Source organism: Agrobacterium tumefaciens (genome assembly GCF_009649785.1).
GTDB classification, from domain to species: domain Bacteria; phylum Pseudomonadota; class Alphaproteobacteria; order Rhizobiales; family Rhizobiaceae; genus Agrobacterium; species Agrobacterium tumefaciens.
In genome coordinates this window covers 14490-29353 of record NZ_WJOK01000025.1, presented here as the reverse complement: position 1 = coordinate 29353, position 14864 = coordinate 14490, and the positions used below count along the sequence as shown (strand labels likewise).

The following is a 14864-nucleotide window of genomic DNA, read 5'->3' as shown; positions in this document are numbered from 1 at the left end:
AGAGAAAAACCTCTAAGTTGCCGGAGCAGATCAAACGCGAACTCCGAGGCCGTAAATCACAAAACCCCCCACGCCCGAAACCTCCCCCTGCCCGTCATCTCGCGCAGGCCGAGCTCCAAAACGATCCGCCGCGCCGCCTGCGGCGTCACATCCAACGTTTTGGCCACCATCCCGGCCGAAACAAGCGGCTTCGCCATCACAAGCTCGACCAGTTCCGGCAGTTTTGACGACGTACGGCGTCCCTCGAGTTTCCGCTCGAAAAGCTTCCGCGCCAATGCCAGACGGTCATGCTCTTTCATGCCGATCTCGGCGGCCGCCAAAAGTCCGTGGGCAATTGCAAGCAGTCGCGTCTCCTGATCGCGATGCCGGCGCCGATCGACGGGAATAGTTTTGAGGCCGAGATTGATGGAGGCCAAATGAGTGCCTGTGGTGGTGCCGGCTTCCCGAAGCAACGACGCAGCCAGCAGTCGGCCGAGCCAGGGGGCATGCTGCAGCACGGACAGCTCGTTCCAGGCATCGAGGGCGACGATGGCCTGTAGCAACGCCGGCAGATGTTCGGCCTGACGCACTACACCACGCCATTCCTCCAGCCGCTCGTCCTCATCCCAGTCGAGTTCATAGATCATCGGATTTTTTTCGGCTCCGCCGCCACGGCCGGGCCGGGTTGCGTTCTCGATCGCAGCCTCCGATCGGGCCAGTAGCGCGTCGATGGCGGCATAGTCGACGCCAGGGAGATTTCCAACGTCGTCACCTTCCTCCCCCTCCCCTTCCGCTTCGATCGCGGCCGCCGGCCGAATAACTTCGGCCGTCGTCGCCTCGTCCCCGCCGCCCGACCCGATCTCCGAGGTTTTCCGCAGCGTGCGCAAACCATCGGGGGAAAGCGCCCAGTCGGGTATTTGGGTTGCGATGCGCCGGCGGGTGCGCAGCACATCGCGGGCAATTGTCAGCTCATGAGTCGGTGTGCGGATATCACGGGTGGCGTCGTGGAGGACGAGGTCTTCGAGGTGAACGAGTTCGCCGTCGATCCACAGCGAGGCGCAGGCGTCGGCGAAATTTAGCCGCTCAAGGAAGCCGGCGCCAACTGGCGAGCGGGCGACGCGCTCGTCGAGACGGGTCAGCGCGACACCGGCGTCGAAAGCCGGCCGCATCAGAGCTGTCATGCTGATTTCTGATACATCGTAAGCCATTGATATTATGGTAAACGAAGTCTTATAAGAACTCTATGGGAAAGTTTTGGTTCCTCACATCGTATGTTTGCCAGACAGGCCTATAACCATCGATAAGTATGCCTTATCGATGGTTGTTGATATCAAGCCCCAAATCAGACTTGTCGGTCGCCCCGGATGAGTGGAAACGCCCGGTTTTCCGGTCTTTCGGGCAGATTTCAGCGAGGATCGGCGGAATAGCTGCCGCTATGAGAGCCACGGTGAGCTCCCCTTCCTCCCGAGCGAAATCGGATATTGCCGTAATCTCCTGCCCTGGCAGCGCTTATTACCTCCTCACCTCCCCTGAACTCCTTGGTTTCAGCCATTTTCGCCGCAGATGTCCACCAGAGCGCGTTTCACGCAGGCAATGACCCGATGCTCATTCTAAGTCCCATTCCGAGTCTGGCGGAGCTGTATTTAGACCATAAAACACGCTTGCAACTGTTCATTTTCTCGCGCATTCATTATCTGTACAAAGCACCTGAAAAACGCGTGAGAAAACCATGGCAAAACGGCAAGCTGCCAATCAGTCGCCGGCCCCGAAACGTCTTATCGGCTACGCGCGCGTCTCGACCGACGATCAGGTCCATGACGCGCAGATGGACGAGCTGCGCGCCGCCGGCTGCGAGCGGATTTTTCAGGAGCACGGGTCGGGTGCATCGCGCGCTCGGCCGGTGTTGACGAGACTGCTCGGCGAGCTCACCGGTGGCGATGTGCTTGTCGTTGTCCGGCTGGATCGCCTCGCCCGTTCCGTCAGCCACCTGTTGCAGGTGATTGAGGACCTTGAAGAGCGCGGCGTTCATTTCCGATCGATCCGCGATCCCATCGACACCTCCACGCCACAGGGGATGTTTTCTCTCCAGGTGCTCGGCGCCGTCGCACAGCTCGAACGAGCTCTGATTGCCGAACGAACCAAAGCTGGCATCAAGGCGGCAAAAGCGCGTGGCAAGCTGCCGGGCAATCCGGGACTCCGAGAGCGGCGACCAGAGGCGATCAAGGCGGTGTCGAAGGCACGAGAAAAACTCTATCTCGACGAGCTGATCTCCTCCGCCCAAACCTGGCTGCCGATGGTGCGGCAGCTACGGCCCCAACACAGCTGGGACAATGTGGTCCGGGTACTCAATCGCCGGGGCCATGACTGGACAGTAGAACGCCTGCGCCGAGCGGTGCATAGAATGGTCCGGGAGAAGCTTGCCGACCCTGAGCTCTTGGCCCGCTCGCCACGTCGTGCCCCAGAAGACCACCTGATGAAGCTTGTTGCAGCGATCGCCATTGCTGATCCCAGCCTGTCGCTGCGCGATATTGCCGCCCAACTGGATCAGATGGGTGAGCGACCGGCGCGCGGCGGGCGCAAATGGCAACCTTCCTCCGTTCGCCACCTGCTGGATGAGGCACATCGGTTTGGCCTCATTCGTTATTGAGGGCGCTTAGCATCAGCTTGCCGATTGCCCGGTTTCTTGCTCGCCCTGGCTTGGCTGGCAGAGATTTCCAGCCTTCGCTTTGGATGATGTCACGTGCCAACTGCCGGTATTCGGCTTCCGCACGGACATTTAGGACTGACGCGGCCAGCCTTTGAGGAGGCGCCTGATGATACACGGGGACCGGCCCGCGCTCGAATTGCCGGAAGGCTTCACGGAAAGAGGCCGAGAGTAGAGGCTTCTTGGCGGTTTCCTCAAAGAGGAGGTCGGAAATAGCCGTAATGGTCACGGCTCGCCATGCCGGTGGAAGGCTGGCCAGCGGTGCCGCGCCTGCCGTGACTGATGGCCGTTGACCATAAGGCAGCGATAAGCCCAGCTCGGCGATGTATGGCATCCCCTCCGGTCGCGGCGACCAGAGAAACCGGCTTGCCGTTTCAATGCGTTCAAACTCCAACCCGCCCTTGCCGATGGCCTCGCCGAGAAACGAGGCAACCTGCAGCAGGTCTGTTTGATCGCGGCGTCGAAACCTCCGCGCCGAGACAATGGTATCGCAATCACGGCAAAACAGTCTGACAACGCCGGCAGGTGTGGACCGGAACTGAAACAGACCAGTGCGGAAACAGCCGCCGCAGTTAATCTCGAGGCCAATCTTGTGCCGGGTGCAGACAATTGCTTCGACGCATACCCAAGATCGTCGGCAATAGTGGTCCCTCCCCTTCTCTGCATCTTCATCCAGGCATGTCGGGCAAACGCCTCGATGGGCGGGATCGTAAACGAAAGACGCCCCGCTGCGCCCGGTATTGTGCAGAGACAGACGCTCCACATCTGCTTGCTTCAGGCGACAGGCCAGGGCCCATAAGCGGGTTGTGGATTGTTCGGCCGGGATATCATCACTGAGGAGATGCGGCTTCGAGACGTCCCAAGAGCCACGTATCCAGTTCTCGATCTGCCGTGGCGAGCTTGAGTACTGGCTCGCGACCCGCCAACGCCAACTGCTTAGAAGTTCATCCTCAAAGGGTCGTGGGGCGATCGCCAGCAGCCGCACCGGTCTCACGAGCTTGCATGTCGCCGCAGGCGCCCTTCAGTGCGCCGCGCCATCGCGACCAAAGGTAGGACAAGGTTGTCCGCGTCGAAGCTCTCCAAGGTAATCTTCTCATTCCCATTCCGGACGGCTTCGACCGCTACCGTCTCGATCAGGCGAAATATTCGAACCGAACGCCGTCGGTCATATCCAGCACCTTGCAGCGCACCGCTGCGGTGCCAAGCTGGGATGGCTCGCGCAGAGGCAGGATACTCCCGAGACTTGCGAGCAATTGGGCGAGCTGCTGCGTGTTGGACCAGCGCTTCAGGTGGATGGCCTCGAACCTTTCGGCAAGCTGCGGATCCGTCAACAAAGCCTGCCGGGCGAGATCGGTGCCGGCGCAGATCAACGGCACTTTCAGATCATTCGCCAGAAAGCGGATGACGTTGAGGAAGACCCGTTGCTGCCGATATGTCCCGGTCAACATGGCATGGATCTCATCGATGATCAGCATCCGTACCCCCATCCTTCGCATCAGGGTCCGGCACGTAGTCTTCAGTCGGTAGGTCGCGTCTCCGCTTGGACCCGGTGCACTTAATGCATTGAGGAGTTCACCGTAGACATCGCGCTCGACGGGTTCGGCGGGCATCTGCATCGCCACGACCGGCATACTCGTCACACCCGTTCCACGATCGAAGACGGGCTGGTGATTCCGGAGAAACTTTCGGATGATCTTGGTCTTTCCCATACCGGTATCGCCGTAGAGAAGCAGACAGGGCATTCGATCCCGTGGCGGATAGGAGAGCAGATCCTCAAGCCTCGCCAGCGCAGCCCTCGCATCGGCTGTTTCAAACCAACGATCTGCACGGATCCAGGCGATCCGTTCTTCAATCTCCATCTCGGCATACTGGCGATAGGCAGGCAGCAGATGGGAATATACCGTCATGACCATTCCTCCACCGACAACGGTGCCAAATCGAAGAAATCATCTCCGTCTACATCATCGGTGATTTCCGCCTGCTGCCGATCGGTCGCCGCCAGTGCCCTCAACTGCCGCTCGGCTCCCCGGCGGACGCTCCGCGTTTGACGACCTGCCATCTCGACAATCCGTCGCTGGGCTTCGATGGTCTCGAAGATCAGGTGATCATCAACCGATTGCAGACCACGAGCCCTCAAAGCGGCCACGGCCTGCCGGTGCTCCCCGAGCGTGACCCGCGGCCGGCCGAGGTCTGCGAACCGTACCGGCCAGCTCTCGCCGTTTGGCCCGTCGACGAACACGCAGGAAATATCGCGAGGATCGTAACGAACCCGCATCTTGTCCGGCGCACCGGTCCAGGGGCTCAGGATATCGTCCCAATATTTGAGGCCGAATAAATGCAGTCCGTCGCGGCGGACGACACGTTCCTCAAACGGTAGGAAATCCAGGACGAAACGGTGTTCGTCGTAGGGAAGCCTCAAAGGCTCCCGACGCGCAAGGACGCTATCTTCCCAAGCCAGGCGTGGTGGAATTTTCAGCGCACGGTGAATATCGGCGTGATAGCGGCCGACGATCTCGAGGGTGAGCCATCGCTCCAGCTCGTCAAAGGTCATGACAGCATGTTTTTGGGGGTCGTAGTCGCCACGAGCGCTTATATCACTCGAGGTTGAACCGGGCAGAAAGTGAACGGCTCCCATCATCGTACCGATAAGCCGCTCGATGTGACCACCGTAATGTGGGCGAGCAACCGGTCGATGAATGAGGTTGATGCCGTGCTCGGCAGCTCCCCAGTCGAGCGCTTTTCCCCGAAACTCTCGAGCATTGTCGAGATGAATGGCGGTAGGCAAACCATGCACGGGCCAGTCGCCGACCACGTTCCGCTCCGCAAGCCACGAAGCCTTCGGCAAAACCATGTGCCGAATGGCCAAGGCGACGGATGTTGACGATGGGTGCTCAAGGCTCAGGTAGAAGCCGGCCACCGTGCGGCTGGCGATGTCGATTGCCAAGGTCAGCCAGGGACGCTGTAGCGGCTGGCGGTTTACAGCATCAACGACGAAAAGATCGACCAACGTGTGATCGATCTGCACAATCTCCATCGCATGCTCTGCAGAATATTCACCGACGACGGCGGAGAAGCGCTGACGTGCGGCCGGTGCGCCCTCTCGGGCTTTGATCAGCTTTTGCCGATCGGCCTGATCGATGCGAGCCTTGACCGCCTTCCAGGAGGGGGCCGGCAGGTTTCGCTCGCGGCAAACTAATCGAACATGGTCGTGGACGGCGGTGACTGTCGGCCGCTCACGGCAGCAATAGGTTTCCTGGATGGCATGAGTGACAGCCGCTTCTTGTTCTGGAGATAGCAGCCGCCTCCCCTTCTTAGGGCCCGGCGTCTCATCCAGCAACGAACTGGTGACAGGCTTTCGCCGAAATTGGCTAAGTAACTGATATAATCGCGATGGTCTGATACCCAATTGCCTGCACGCGGAAGATCTCTCCGAGACGCTCAGCGCCCCGCCGAAAGCGAGAGGACGAATGACAGCCTCGCGAGCCAACGCCTTCTGCCAAGCCGTCTCGCTGATAGGAACCCCTTTGGGTGTCTGCGCCATTGAGACCTCCCAGGCGAAAATTGGCTTGGCCAATATCAATCGCAGCAGATCTCAGAATGCTCGTCGAGCATGACAGTAGGAAGACACTGCGTAGCGAAGTGCGCAGCAACACGCCTACCGCGCATTTGTAAGCCGCATAAATCGAAATGCATTAGCCCAAGGCTTTCCGCTGGAAACTGTCCCTCACAAGCACTTCCTCGATAGGCAATTGTCCACCCCGTGGCCAAGCTTCGGCAACAGGCTTTCCAATGGCCACGAACATTGAGATGGCATGATCGTCAGGCAGGTTGATGAGCTTGCCGACGGCATCAAGATCGATGCCTCCCATCGGGCAGGAACTATAGCCCAGTTCTTGCGCGGCCAGCATCAGCGTCATGGCGGCAAGACCTGAGGATTTCATGGCGTCGTCACGTTGGAGCCATTCACGACCGATGTAGAACTGCATCATCGAATTTGCCAGCTTCTCCGCCATCTCCGGTCCGGCAGAGCGGGCATAGCGGGTCGGCTCGGTTTTCCACCCCGAAAGATCCGCTGTCATGATCACAAGCAGGGATGAATCCGTGACCTGCGCTTGATCGTAGGACGCTGCCCGGATTTGGCTGAGCAGATCCTTGTCGCGAACGACGACGAAGCGCCAGGGCTGGGTGTTGCCGGGCGTTGGCGACAGCATGGCGAGCGAGATCAATCGCTCGATCTCCGCCTCAGTGATTTCATGGTTTGGATCGAACTGGCGGAACGACCGGCGAGTTTCAATGGCGGAAATGACGTTCATGGGGCTTCTCTTTGGACAACAGGCGTGCGCATAGGCACAAGCGCCGGGTTGCGGGCCTGGTTCGGGAGTGATTGAGGCGGGGTTCTCGTCTTGAGCCTAAGAGGCGAAGCCGTTGAACCTGCGTAGGATGCCGTCGATCACCCGTTCTGGAAGGTAACGGCGAAGGGTGCGTACCTGGCCGGATTGCTTGCCAGCGGAATAACGCAACTTCGGCTTCTTCGCCGTGGCAGCCTTTACGACCGTGTCGGCGACGACTTGGGGATCATCACCTTTTTCAACCCACGTGCGCATCAAGTTTTCGCTACGGATCCGCTCGGACTGATAGACAGGAAGCGGCTGATCTGCGCGTGTCAGATTTTCTTCGAACGAGGTGCGTGTCACGCCAGGCTGCACGAGCACGACACGGATGCCGAAGCTGCGCACCTCATGATCAAGCGATTCCGAATAGCCTTCGATTGCGTGCTTGGTCGAGGCGTAGAAGGCGTTGTACGGTGATGGGATAAGCCCAAGGATCGAGCTCATGTTGACGATGCGCCCGCTTTTCTGCTTGCGCATAACTGGCAGCACTGCGTTGACGACACGGGCGACGCCGAAGACGTTAACGTCGAACAGACGCTGAGCCTGAGTGATGGAGGACTCTTCCGCGCCGCCGAGCAGGCCTACCCCTGCATTGTTGACGACAAGGTCGATGCGGCCGGCCAGTTTGATGATCTCGGCAATCAGGGCCTGTACCGAGGCTTCGTCCGTCACGTCGCAGATGAGCATTGTGATGCCCTGCGGATTGGCCACCGGCTTGCGGCTGGTGCCGAACACACGATAGCCGGCCTGGACCAAGGATTTGGCCGTTACAAGCCCTATACCGGAGGAGGCGCCGGTCACCAGGGCAACGCCGTTGTTTCTGTTAGTCATGTCGTCAGCTTTCATTAAGTGTGGATCATCGTCTGAACCTGTGTTACTATCTTTTCGATATCGTGTCACTATCGAAAAGATACTAAATGAAAAATAGTTCGATTCCACAATGCCCCGTTGCCCGCGGCCTCGATTCTGTCGGCGACGCATGGAGCATTCTTGTACTCAGGGACGCCCATGCAGGCCTAACCCGTTTCGACCAGTTCCGGAAAAGCCTCGGCATCGTACCGACCATGCTAACGAAACGGCTCAAAGCGCTGACGGAGGATGGCTTGCTTGAAAAACGGCTCTATTCGGAAAAACCCCCGCGCGACGAATACATCCTTACGGATGCAGGCCGGGATTTCTTGCCGGTGCTGATGATGATCGGGGCGTGGGCGCACCGGCATTGCGGCGGCGACCTCGCCCGCTATGTCGATGTCGAAACAGGCGTCGAGATCGAGCCGATCGGAATAGATGCCGTGACAGGCGCGCAGCTCGGAACCCGGGCATTACGGATGAGCACTTGAAATGACGACTAAAGGCTTGTGCTACGCCCGTCGAATTCGGGTTTAGTTGCATTAAGGGACCGCGATGGGCACTTTCCAGTCATTCAGGAAGATTCCGGCGATCATGGAAAACTAAACGGCCAATCTATACAGTGAAAGTGATCACGCCCAATCAAGCCGATCGACACATCTAATCTGGGCCAAATCACGCTCAAAAGAGGCATTTCCCATGGAAGATCGCGTCCGTTTCGCCCTCGAAAAGCTGCTCAACATCGCCCATCAGGATACCGGCCAAGGCCGCCGCGTCGCCAACTTTTTGCTCGCCTGGTGGAACGCCGACGTGCATGGCGGCTTTGATCTGACCGATCTGGCCAATGTCGATCGCGAGGTGTCCGAGGATATGGCGACCATCTTCACGTGGCTGGCGCGAGAAGAGGACGTCGAATACCCCTACGACTATCGCAGCGAGATCGAACAGATCATCGCACGCTGGCGGCCGAAGGCTGAAACGGCCTGATGGCTTCCGCCAGAAAGACAGCGAGCCTGACCGGTGTCGAGCGTCGGGCCGTGGAACTCGACACCATCGCCTCCGTCCTACCGATCGATCGTCGCGACGAGCTTGCCGAGCTTCTCACCGACAAGGACATCGACACTCTCCGGCATCTGGTCAACGAAGGCATGGGCGCCAACACGCTGCGCGCCATCACCTCCGACCTCGCCTATATCGAAGCGTGGGCGCTCGCCGCCACAAAACGATCGCTGCCTTGGCCAGCCCCCGAGGCACTGCTTTTGAAATTTGTCGCGCAGCATTTGTGGGATCCGCAAAAGCGGGCCAGCGATCCCGACCATGGGATGCCAGCAGATGTCGACGAGAACCTGCGCAGCCAAGGTTTTCTGAAATCGACCGGGCCGCATGCGCCGTCGACGGTGCGCCGGCGGCTGGCGAATTGGTCGACGCTGACAAAATGGCGCGGCCTCGATGGCGCCTTCGTCTCCCCTCCCCTCAAGTCGGCGATCCGGCTGGCCGTGCGTGCCGTGCCGCGGAAGCGGAGCCGCAAGAGTGCCAAGGCGGTCACGGGCGATGTCCTTGCAAAACTGCTGGCGACCTGCGCCACCGAAAACCTGCGAGATCTGCGTGACCGGGCCATCCTGATGGTCGCCTTCGCCTCCGGCGGCCGCCGGCGCAGCGAGATCGCCGGATTGCGGGTCGAGCAGCTGACCGAGGAGACGCCGATCGAGGTTCCGGGTGGCCCTCCCCTCCCCTCTCTCGCGATCCATCTCGGCCGGACCAAAACGACCAACGGCGAGCAGGACGATGTCGTCTATCTGACCGGCCGTCCGGTGGAGGCGCTGACGGCATGGATGATTGCGGCCAAGATCGACAGCGGGAGCGTGTTTCGGAGAATCGGGCGCTGGGGCACTGTCTCGCGGCGCGAGCTCGACCCGCAGTCGATCAATCTGATCGTCAAGCAGCGGGCGGAGATGGCTGGGTTGGAGCCTGGAGAGTTTTCCGCGCATGGCCTGAGGTCAGGGTATTTGACCGAGGCAGCGAATAGAGGGATACCTCTCGCCGAAGCGATGGAGCAATCACGCCACCAATCGATCCAGCAAGCATCGAAGTATTACAATAATTCGACCCGTCGCAGCGGACGGGCGGCGAGATTACTTTAAGATCATTCTGCGTCGGCGTCGTCACTTTCCCGTTCGAGCTGGCTTTCCGGTAGACTGGTACCCGCTTCCCAGTCCGTGAAGATGGCCTCGATTTCATCTTCATCCGCATGGTTGTTAGCAAGGAAGGAACTGATGATGTCCCTCGCCTGCTCGTTGCCACTGCGAGCCAGAGAAAACACTTGGCGGATAACGGCGACAGGGGACGCAAAGAAAGTTTCCACTGCCCCACGTGATAGAGTTGACCTTGGCCCATAGAGTGATTGAAGGAACCGGAGGAGCCAAGTTTCGTTGTTGGCCCGCGCGGCGACCTTCTGCATCACTTCGTCCCGAGCTCCGCCCTGGGACCAAGCAAGCATTAACGATGCATATGGGCTTGGCTCGATACCGTCGATGTCAAGCTTGGAGTATCGCCGCAACATGATAATGCGAGCAGCCTCGTAAGCCTCGGCCGTCATCAGTCGATCATAAGGGCTCGCCCTGTCACCGTAATATCCATGCCCGAACGTTTCCCGCCGGAAAATCTCGGTGAGAAAACCCATCGACGCGCCTGTTTCGAACACCGACGCAAGCGCCGCATCGTACCGAGCAGGCGTCGCAGCCTGGATCTGCCTTAGGACCTTTTGCATCAGGAACCAGATATGCGGCTGGCCCCATTCCCGCCCGCTCTTGTCCTCTGCGAGGTCATCCGCCGCGTCTACCATGCCTTCAATTAGAGTTTCCACTGGCCAGGCTTTGAGCAATTCGAGGGGGGTGAAGCGGAGTTGATCGACCAAGCGTTCTGCTTTAGAGGCGCCCGCATCACCTTTGTGACGATCGCTTTCGACAAGAAATGCCGCGACTTCCGCCCTCCCCTTGCCCGCCGCTTCGATCAACCTGTCGGCGTCGAGCTCGGAAACGCCGTCGATCGGAGGGACCAGCGTAAAGTAAATACGCGCATGGCTTGGGCTGGCAAGTCGCTTGTATCTGGCGGCTTGGGCCAAGCCACCGCGATCATCCGGTGAGAAGATCCGAGTATCCTTCTCCTCTCTGAAATTATAAAGGTCGATACCTGGAAGATGTCGATCCAGCTCGTACTGCATCGCCTCCCATGTCGAGCCGTCCCTTTCCAGTGCCGCATCCATCGCTTGCGTCTGAGCGAGCCGTTCTTCGTCCGAAACGCGACTCCGGCCGCTGCTCAAAGCCGCAAACTCGACCAGGTACTCCTCGACCCAGCGGTAAAAAGGGAGACCCGACTGCAATAAGCCGAAGCCAGACAAGATCCGGCGTATCAACGCGTTCGGCCAAGCTCGGCCAGAAGACCCTGAGGCTGTCGAGAACGCGGATGACCGCACGCGGGTTCTTGAATACGCGGCCACCCGTCTCGTCGATAACCTGCTGCAGATCCGAGACCCGCGATTCATCGCAGGTCATGAAGGTCTGAAGCTCCTTGGTGAACCAACGTCTGAGAGCAAAGGATTCTGGCCTCGGCACGGCGACTTCGGTCTGGACGATTTTCTCCAAGTAAGCCGTGCCGCTTGAGACGCCTGTGCCAGTTTCGATCGCATGGGCGAGTGTGACCCCATCATAGCAGAGGAGGTAGGAGACACTGGGGAAGTCGGCGACAGAACGAACAAGCCGCAACAATTCGGCGACTTCCGCCGGCTCGAGACGATCGACATCATCGATCGCGACGACGATCCGGCAGTCGAGATCGAGCAAGGCTGAAGCCAGCTTCTCCTTCTGCGCGACCAAGGTCGGCGCTTGCGTCTGCTCGGAAGCCGCAGCGGCAATAGTTTCCAATATGCTCCCAGCTGCGGATGCCCCGGGAAGAACGAGGCCGGCCAATCCGGCAAGCTTCCCAACCGGGCCTAGATGCCGGGCGAAACTGCGCACCTGATCAACGACATCGCCGGCGGCGCGCTTGTTAACGCCGCTGGCGTCACCGCGGGCCTTTTGGAGTTCGGCAATGGCCTTGGCCAGGTCTTCGAATAAAGCCGTCAACAATTGATCGCGGTCACCGATCAACCACGGCCTGAACTCGACGGCCGCGACCTTAGCCCGATCCATCCGCGGAGCTTGGCCAATGTCAGCGCGAGCAAGCTCGATTTGCCGGAGCCCCACCTTCCCTCAAGGCCCAACACGAAGCCCTTGTATGCCGCTTGCGAGGTCAGAGATGCGGCGATGCGTTCGGCAAGCGCTGCAAATCCAAACTGGTCTTCACTTGGGGACTGGATCGGCCGATCGCCGTTAAAAATTAGTTCGCTCATGGCAGCATAATGGATCGTCGTTCGAACAAAGGCGAGCCAGCTTGCCCTTCAAACGACCGAATTTTGACAGTCATCAACACAGAAAAGGCTGTCGCATCCTGCCATAGGAAAGATGGAAAATTACCTAAATCACGCTGGCTCTCGGCTGCAGCGTCCGTGTTGACCAAAGCCGGTCCAATCCCCTCCTGAGACTAACACGCCTGGAGATCACACTTCCGACTTGACCGGTCGTCCGGGAACGCGGTGATCACCCCACTTCCATTCGGGAAATTTCCAGTTCGGAACGCCGAGCATAACACCGGCTAGGGCTTCTTCGAATTCCATAGCCTTGTGAAACGCACCTCTGCCAAAGTAAGCCTCAACGTAGGATTCCGCCCCCGTCCGCAAACGACCCATATAACAACCCAACACGGCGAAGTGGACGGGCGGCGAGGCTCTTATAGAGGTCGAAGCCTGGGTCAGGTTTGCCGAGGTGGGACACGGTCTTATGTTTCGGCGCGACTGGCCAAGGGGAGACCGTCGAATTCGCGTGCTGAACGAATGCGACATAGCGCGGCTGGACAACCGCATTGCAATGGCCGCAGCAGATCGGGTCAATCTCGGCAAAAATCGGGCTTGCCTAAAAGTTCTTCGGTCATTCCATCAATTTGCGCGAGGCATAGCTCCTCAGCGGAGGGACGTGCCAGCTTTCAGGGACTTAGCGCGCCCCACCTTCTCGCTTTGGCACGCAGTTTAGACAGGCGTCGATTTGGAACTTCTCATGATGCGTTCTTGGAGAAGCCCTGTTTGAGAATGATTGTTACGTTGAAGGATTTTAAGCAGTCTCTTTGCTCCTTGCAGGGCATGAGCGCGCTCCGCAGCTAGAAAACTCCGTAAACAATTTGCATGGACAACTTCTGTCGGAAGAAACTCATGCTCGTCGGGAAACTCAGCGAGTGGCAGAGAAGGCACATGATCTGATTTGACCCACCGTCGAGCCTCAGCTTGACCAAGCACGTAGGCGGCGAAACCGAGATACTCGTCGCAAAGGGCTACGACAACATCTTTGTCTTCGCCGCAGACCTGTCTTGCAAAATCCTCGCCATCGTCGGCCGAGGAAAAGAAGATCACCAGTTCCAGGATCTCTTCAGCCTCTTTAACCCACTGGTGCCGCATCCATATCGGAGCAAATATCTCCTGAAACCTCTCCCAGGTGACAAGCTCTATATTCGTATATTGGGCTGCCGGGCCCGCGCCGGACTGAAATCCCGCCGGCGCGACGATGTAGCCGATGTTCGCGCCGATATCCGCCATCACCGTTCGGAAGCCGTGGATCACGTTTTTAGGAACTCCCGTTTTCCAGTATTTGCATTCGCAAAGTATTACGTTTTTGCGTCCCTGGAGATCCTCTTCGGCATGCACGTCTACTTCCACCGTTCCGCGAGCTGTCTCAACGGTGAACGGCTCATAGACCGAGAATCCACACTCACGGAGAATGCGTGCGGACTCTCGTTGTAGTTCCTTCCAATTTCGAAGTGGACGACTGGTGATGATCGCAGATTTTGTCATGGGGCCAAGCAACAATTAAAGTTTTAGCTTACATCAGCAGCCTTGAAGCATTCCCTAACGTCTTCCTGCGGTTCGCATCACGCCGAAGTAACTCGAAGATTGGCCATTGGTCGTAAGCTCTGCCGTCGCTCATCACCCTCTTCATTGTTATGTTGAACGATCCTGCAGCGCTGCAGGATCGTTCAACCTGAAAGCGTGCAAGCCGGAGTAGTCATCGTGTGTTGGCGAACTGTTCGCCAAGCGACACCTGAAGGAGTCATCCAATGTCCAGTTTCTTCGAACTGCTTGCGTCGGGCGTGATGCTTGCCGCAACCATGGGAGAAATGGCAGCCGATAGCACACAGAAATCCATCGTTCTCGTCCCCGGCGGCTTCATCGATGGTTCGGGCTGGGAAGGCGTTTACGACATCCTCAAGAGGGACGGTTACGATGTCACCATCGTCCATGACCCGACTATCGCCCTGGAGGATGACGTCGCTGTCGCGAAACGCACGATCGCTGCGTGGACCAGCGATGTGGTCCTGGTCGGCCACTCCTACGGTGGTGTCGTCATCTTCGAGGCCGGATTCGACCCCAAGGTCAAGTCGCTCGTCTATATTGCCACCTTCGCGCACGGCGCAGGTGAATCTGTCTCCAGCCTGATCGCCAATCCCGTACCCGGCACTACTGCACCCCCGATCCTTCCGACAGTCGACGGTTTCCTGTTCCTCGATAAGGCGAAGTTCGCACAATCGTTCGCCGCCGATGTCCGTCCCGACCTCGCCGCCTTCCTGGCTACCTCCCAGGTACCTTGAGGCGCCGGCGCTCTCGATGGTCGGGTCACCGTGCCCACCTGGAAAGCAAAGCCAAACTGGTATCTTGTCGCGACCGATGAGACACCCGAGGCGCTTAACCAACCGCCGTGAGAAGTCGGCCTTCAAAACCAGTAAAACCCTGTATCATAACAGGAAATCGCGAAAAAAAACTGCTGACAATTCGACTGCAAGCAGAGAGCTCATAGGCCGAT

Annotated in this window: 15 protein-coding genes; 5 read left to right on the top strand and 10 right to left on the bottom strand. The window is 58.7% G+C overall.

Translation table 11 applies throughout. The features are described from left to right. Positions 1 to 56 precede the first annotated feature (56 nt). Positions 57 to 1196 carry an RHE_PE00001 family protein gene (locus tag GH784_RS22140; protein WP_174073234.1) on the bottom strand — a complete coding sequence of 380 codons (1140 nt, stop codon included), beginning with the start codon at positions 1194 to 1196 and terminating at the stop codon, positions 57 to 59. Positions 1197 to 1708: 512 nt separating this feature from the next. On the opposite strand from GH784_RS22140, the gene GH784_RS22135 reads away from it, so the two are divergent. Beyond that, complete coding sequence (locus GH784_RS22135) at positions 1709 to 2626, top strand: recombinase family protein (RefSeq protein ID WP_153793775.1); 918 nt, start codon at positions 1709 to 1711, stop codon at positions 2624 to 2626. Here GH784_RS22135 and GH784_RS22130 read toward each other — a convergent pair. The 5 genes from GH784_RS22130 to GH784_RS22110 all read right to left on the bottom strand — a co-directional run bounded on the left by GH784_RS22130 (position 2613) and on the right by GH784_RS22110 (position 7905). Beyond that, positions 2613 to 3668 (bottom strand): TniQ family protein, encoded by a 1056-nt coding sequence (locus tag GH784_RS22130; RefSeq protein WP_153793774.1) that lies wholly within the window; start codon positions 3666 to 3668, stop codon positions 2613 to 2615. The two genes, GH784_RS22135 and GH784_RS22130, sit on opposite strands and share 14 nt — an antisense overlap. A 148-nt stretch (positions 3669 to 3816) precedes the next feature. Further along, on the bottom strand, positions 3817 to 4590 hold the full coding sequence (locus GH784_RS22125) for a TniB family NTP-binding protein (protein ID WP_246670477.1): 774 nt from the start codon (positions 4588 to 4590) through the stop codon (positions 3817 to 3819). After that, positions 4587 to 6224: a Mu transposase C-terminal domain-containing protein gene (locus GH784_RS22120; RefSeq protein WP_153793773.1), complete on the bottom strand. Its 1638-nt coding sequence runs from the start codon at positions 6222 to 6224 to the stop codon at positions 4587 to 4589. Before GH784_RS22120 ends, GH784_RS22125 begins: the two co-directional genes overlap by 4 nt. Before the next feature lie 151 nt (positions 6225 to 6375). Continuing rightward, the gene (locus GH784_RS22115; RefSeq protein ID WP_153793772.1) at positions 6376 to 6996 is read right to left on the bottom strand and encodes a nitroreductase family protein; all 621 of its coding nucleotides are present in this window, start codon (positions 6994 to 6996) and stop codon (positions 6376 to 6378) included. A 96-nt stretch (positions 6997 to 7092) separates the two neighbouring features. Beyond that, a complete protein-coding gene (locus GH784_RS22110; protein WP_153793813.1) occupies positions 7093 to 7905 on the bottom strand; it encodes an oxidoreductase in 813 nt (270 codons plus the stop codon). Between the two features lie 86 nt (positions 7906 to 7991). Here GH784_RS22110 and GH784_RS22105 point away from each other — a divergent pair, with 86 nt between their 5' ends. From GH784_RS22105 to GH784_RS22095, 3 genes are all read left to right on the top strand, one after another. Then, the gene (locus GH784_RS22105) at positions 7992 to 8414 is read left to right on the top strand and encodes a winged helix-turn-helix transcriptional regulator (protein WP_153793771.1); all 423 of its coding nucleotides are present in this window, start codon (positions 7992 to 7994) and stop codon (positions 8412 to 8414) included. 208 nt (positions 8415 to 8622) lie between these two features. Beyond that, positions 8623 to 8910, top strand: coding sequence for a DUF7673 family protein (locus GH784_RS22100; protein ID WP_153793770.1), 288 nt, complete (start codon positions 8623 to 8625; stop codon positions 8908 to 8910). Then, positions 8910 to 10064 carry a site-specific integrase gene (locus tag GH784_RS22095; RefSeq protein WP_153793769.1) on the top strand — a complete coding sequence of 385 codons (1155 nt, stop codon included), beginning with the start codon at positions 8910 to 8912 and terminating at the stop codon, positions 10062 to 10064. The genes GH784_RS22100 and GH784_RS22095 overlap by 1 nt, the downstream gene beginning before the upstream one ends. A 2-nt stretch (positions 10065 to 10066) precedes the next feature. Here the strand turns inward: GH784_RS22095 and GH784_RS22090 are convergent, their stop codons facing one another. The 4 genes from GH784_RS22090 to GH784_RS22075 form a co-directional block, all read right to left on the bottom strand. Beyond that, complete coding sequence (locus GH784_RS22090) at positions 10067 to 11185, bottom strand: hypothetical protein (RefSeq protein WP_153793768.1); 1119 nt, start codon at positions 11183 to 11185, stop codon at positions 10067 to 10069. Continuing rightward, entirely contained in the window at positions 11097 to 12110 is a 1014-nt protein-coding gene (locus tag GH784_RS22085; RefSeq protein WP_153793767.1) for a KAP family P-loop NTPase fold protein, read from the bottom strand. The genes GH784_RS22090 and GH784_RS22085 overlap by 89 nt, the downstream gene beginning before the upstream one ends. Beyond that, positions 12065 to 12310, bottom strand: coding sequence for a P-loop NTPase fold protein (locus GH784_RS27630; protein WP_153793766.1), 246 nt, complete (start codon positions 12308 to 12310; stop codon positions 12065 to 12067). The genes GH784_RS22085 and GH784_RS27630 overlap by 46 nt, the downstream gene beginning before the upstream one ends. Before the next feature lie 732 nt (positions 12311 to 13042). Next, positions 13043 to 13858 carry a restriction endonuclease gene (locus GH784_RS22075; protein WP_153793765.1) on the bottom strand — a complete coding sequence of 272 codons (816 nt, stop codon included), beginning with the start codon at positions 13856 to 13858 and terminating at the stop codon, positions 13043 to 13045. A gap of 263 nt (positions 13859 to 14121) precedes the next feature. Between GH784_RS22075 and GH784_RS22070 the strand changes: the two genes are divergently transcribed. After that, positions 14122 to 14652: an esterase/lipase family protein gene (locus GH784_RS22070; protein ID WP_246670476.1), complete on the top strand. Its 531-nt coding sequence runs from the start codon at positions 14122 to 14124 to the stop codon at positions 14650 to 14652. The last annotated feature ends 212 nt before the right edge of the window (positions 14653 to 14864 follow it).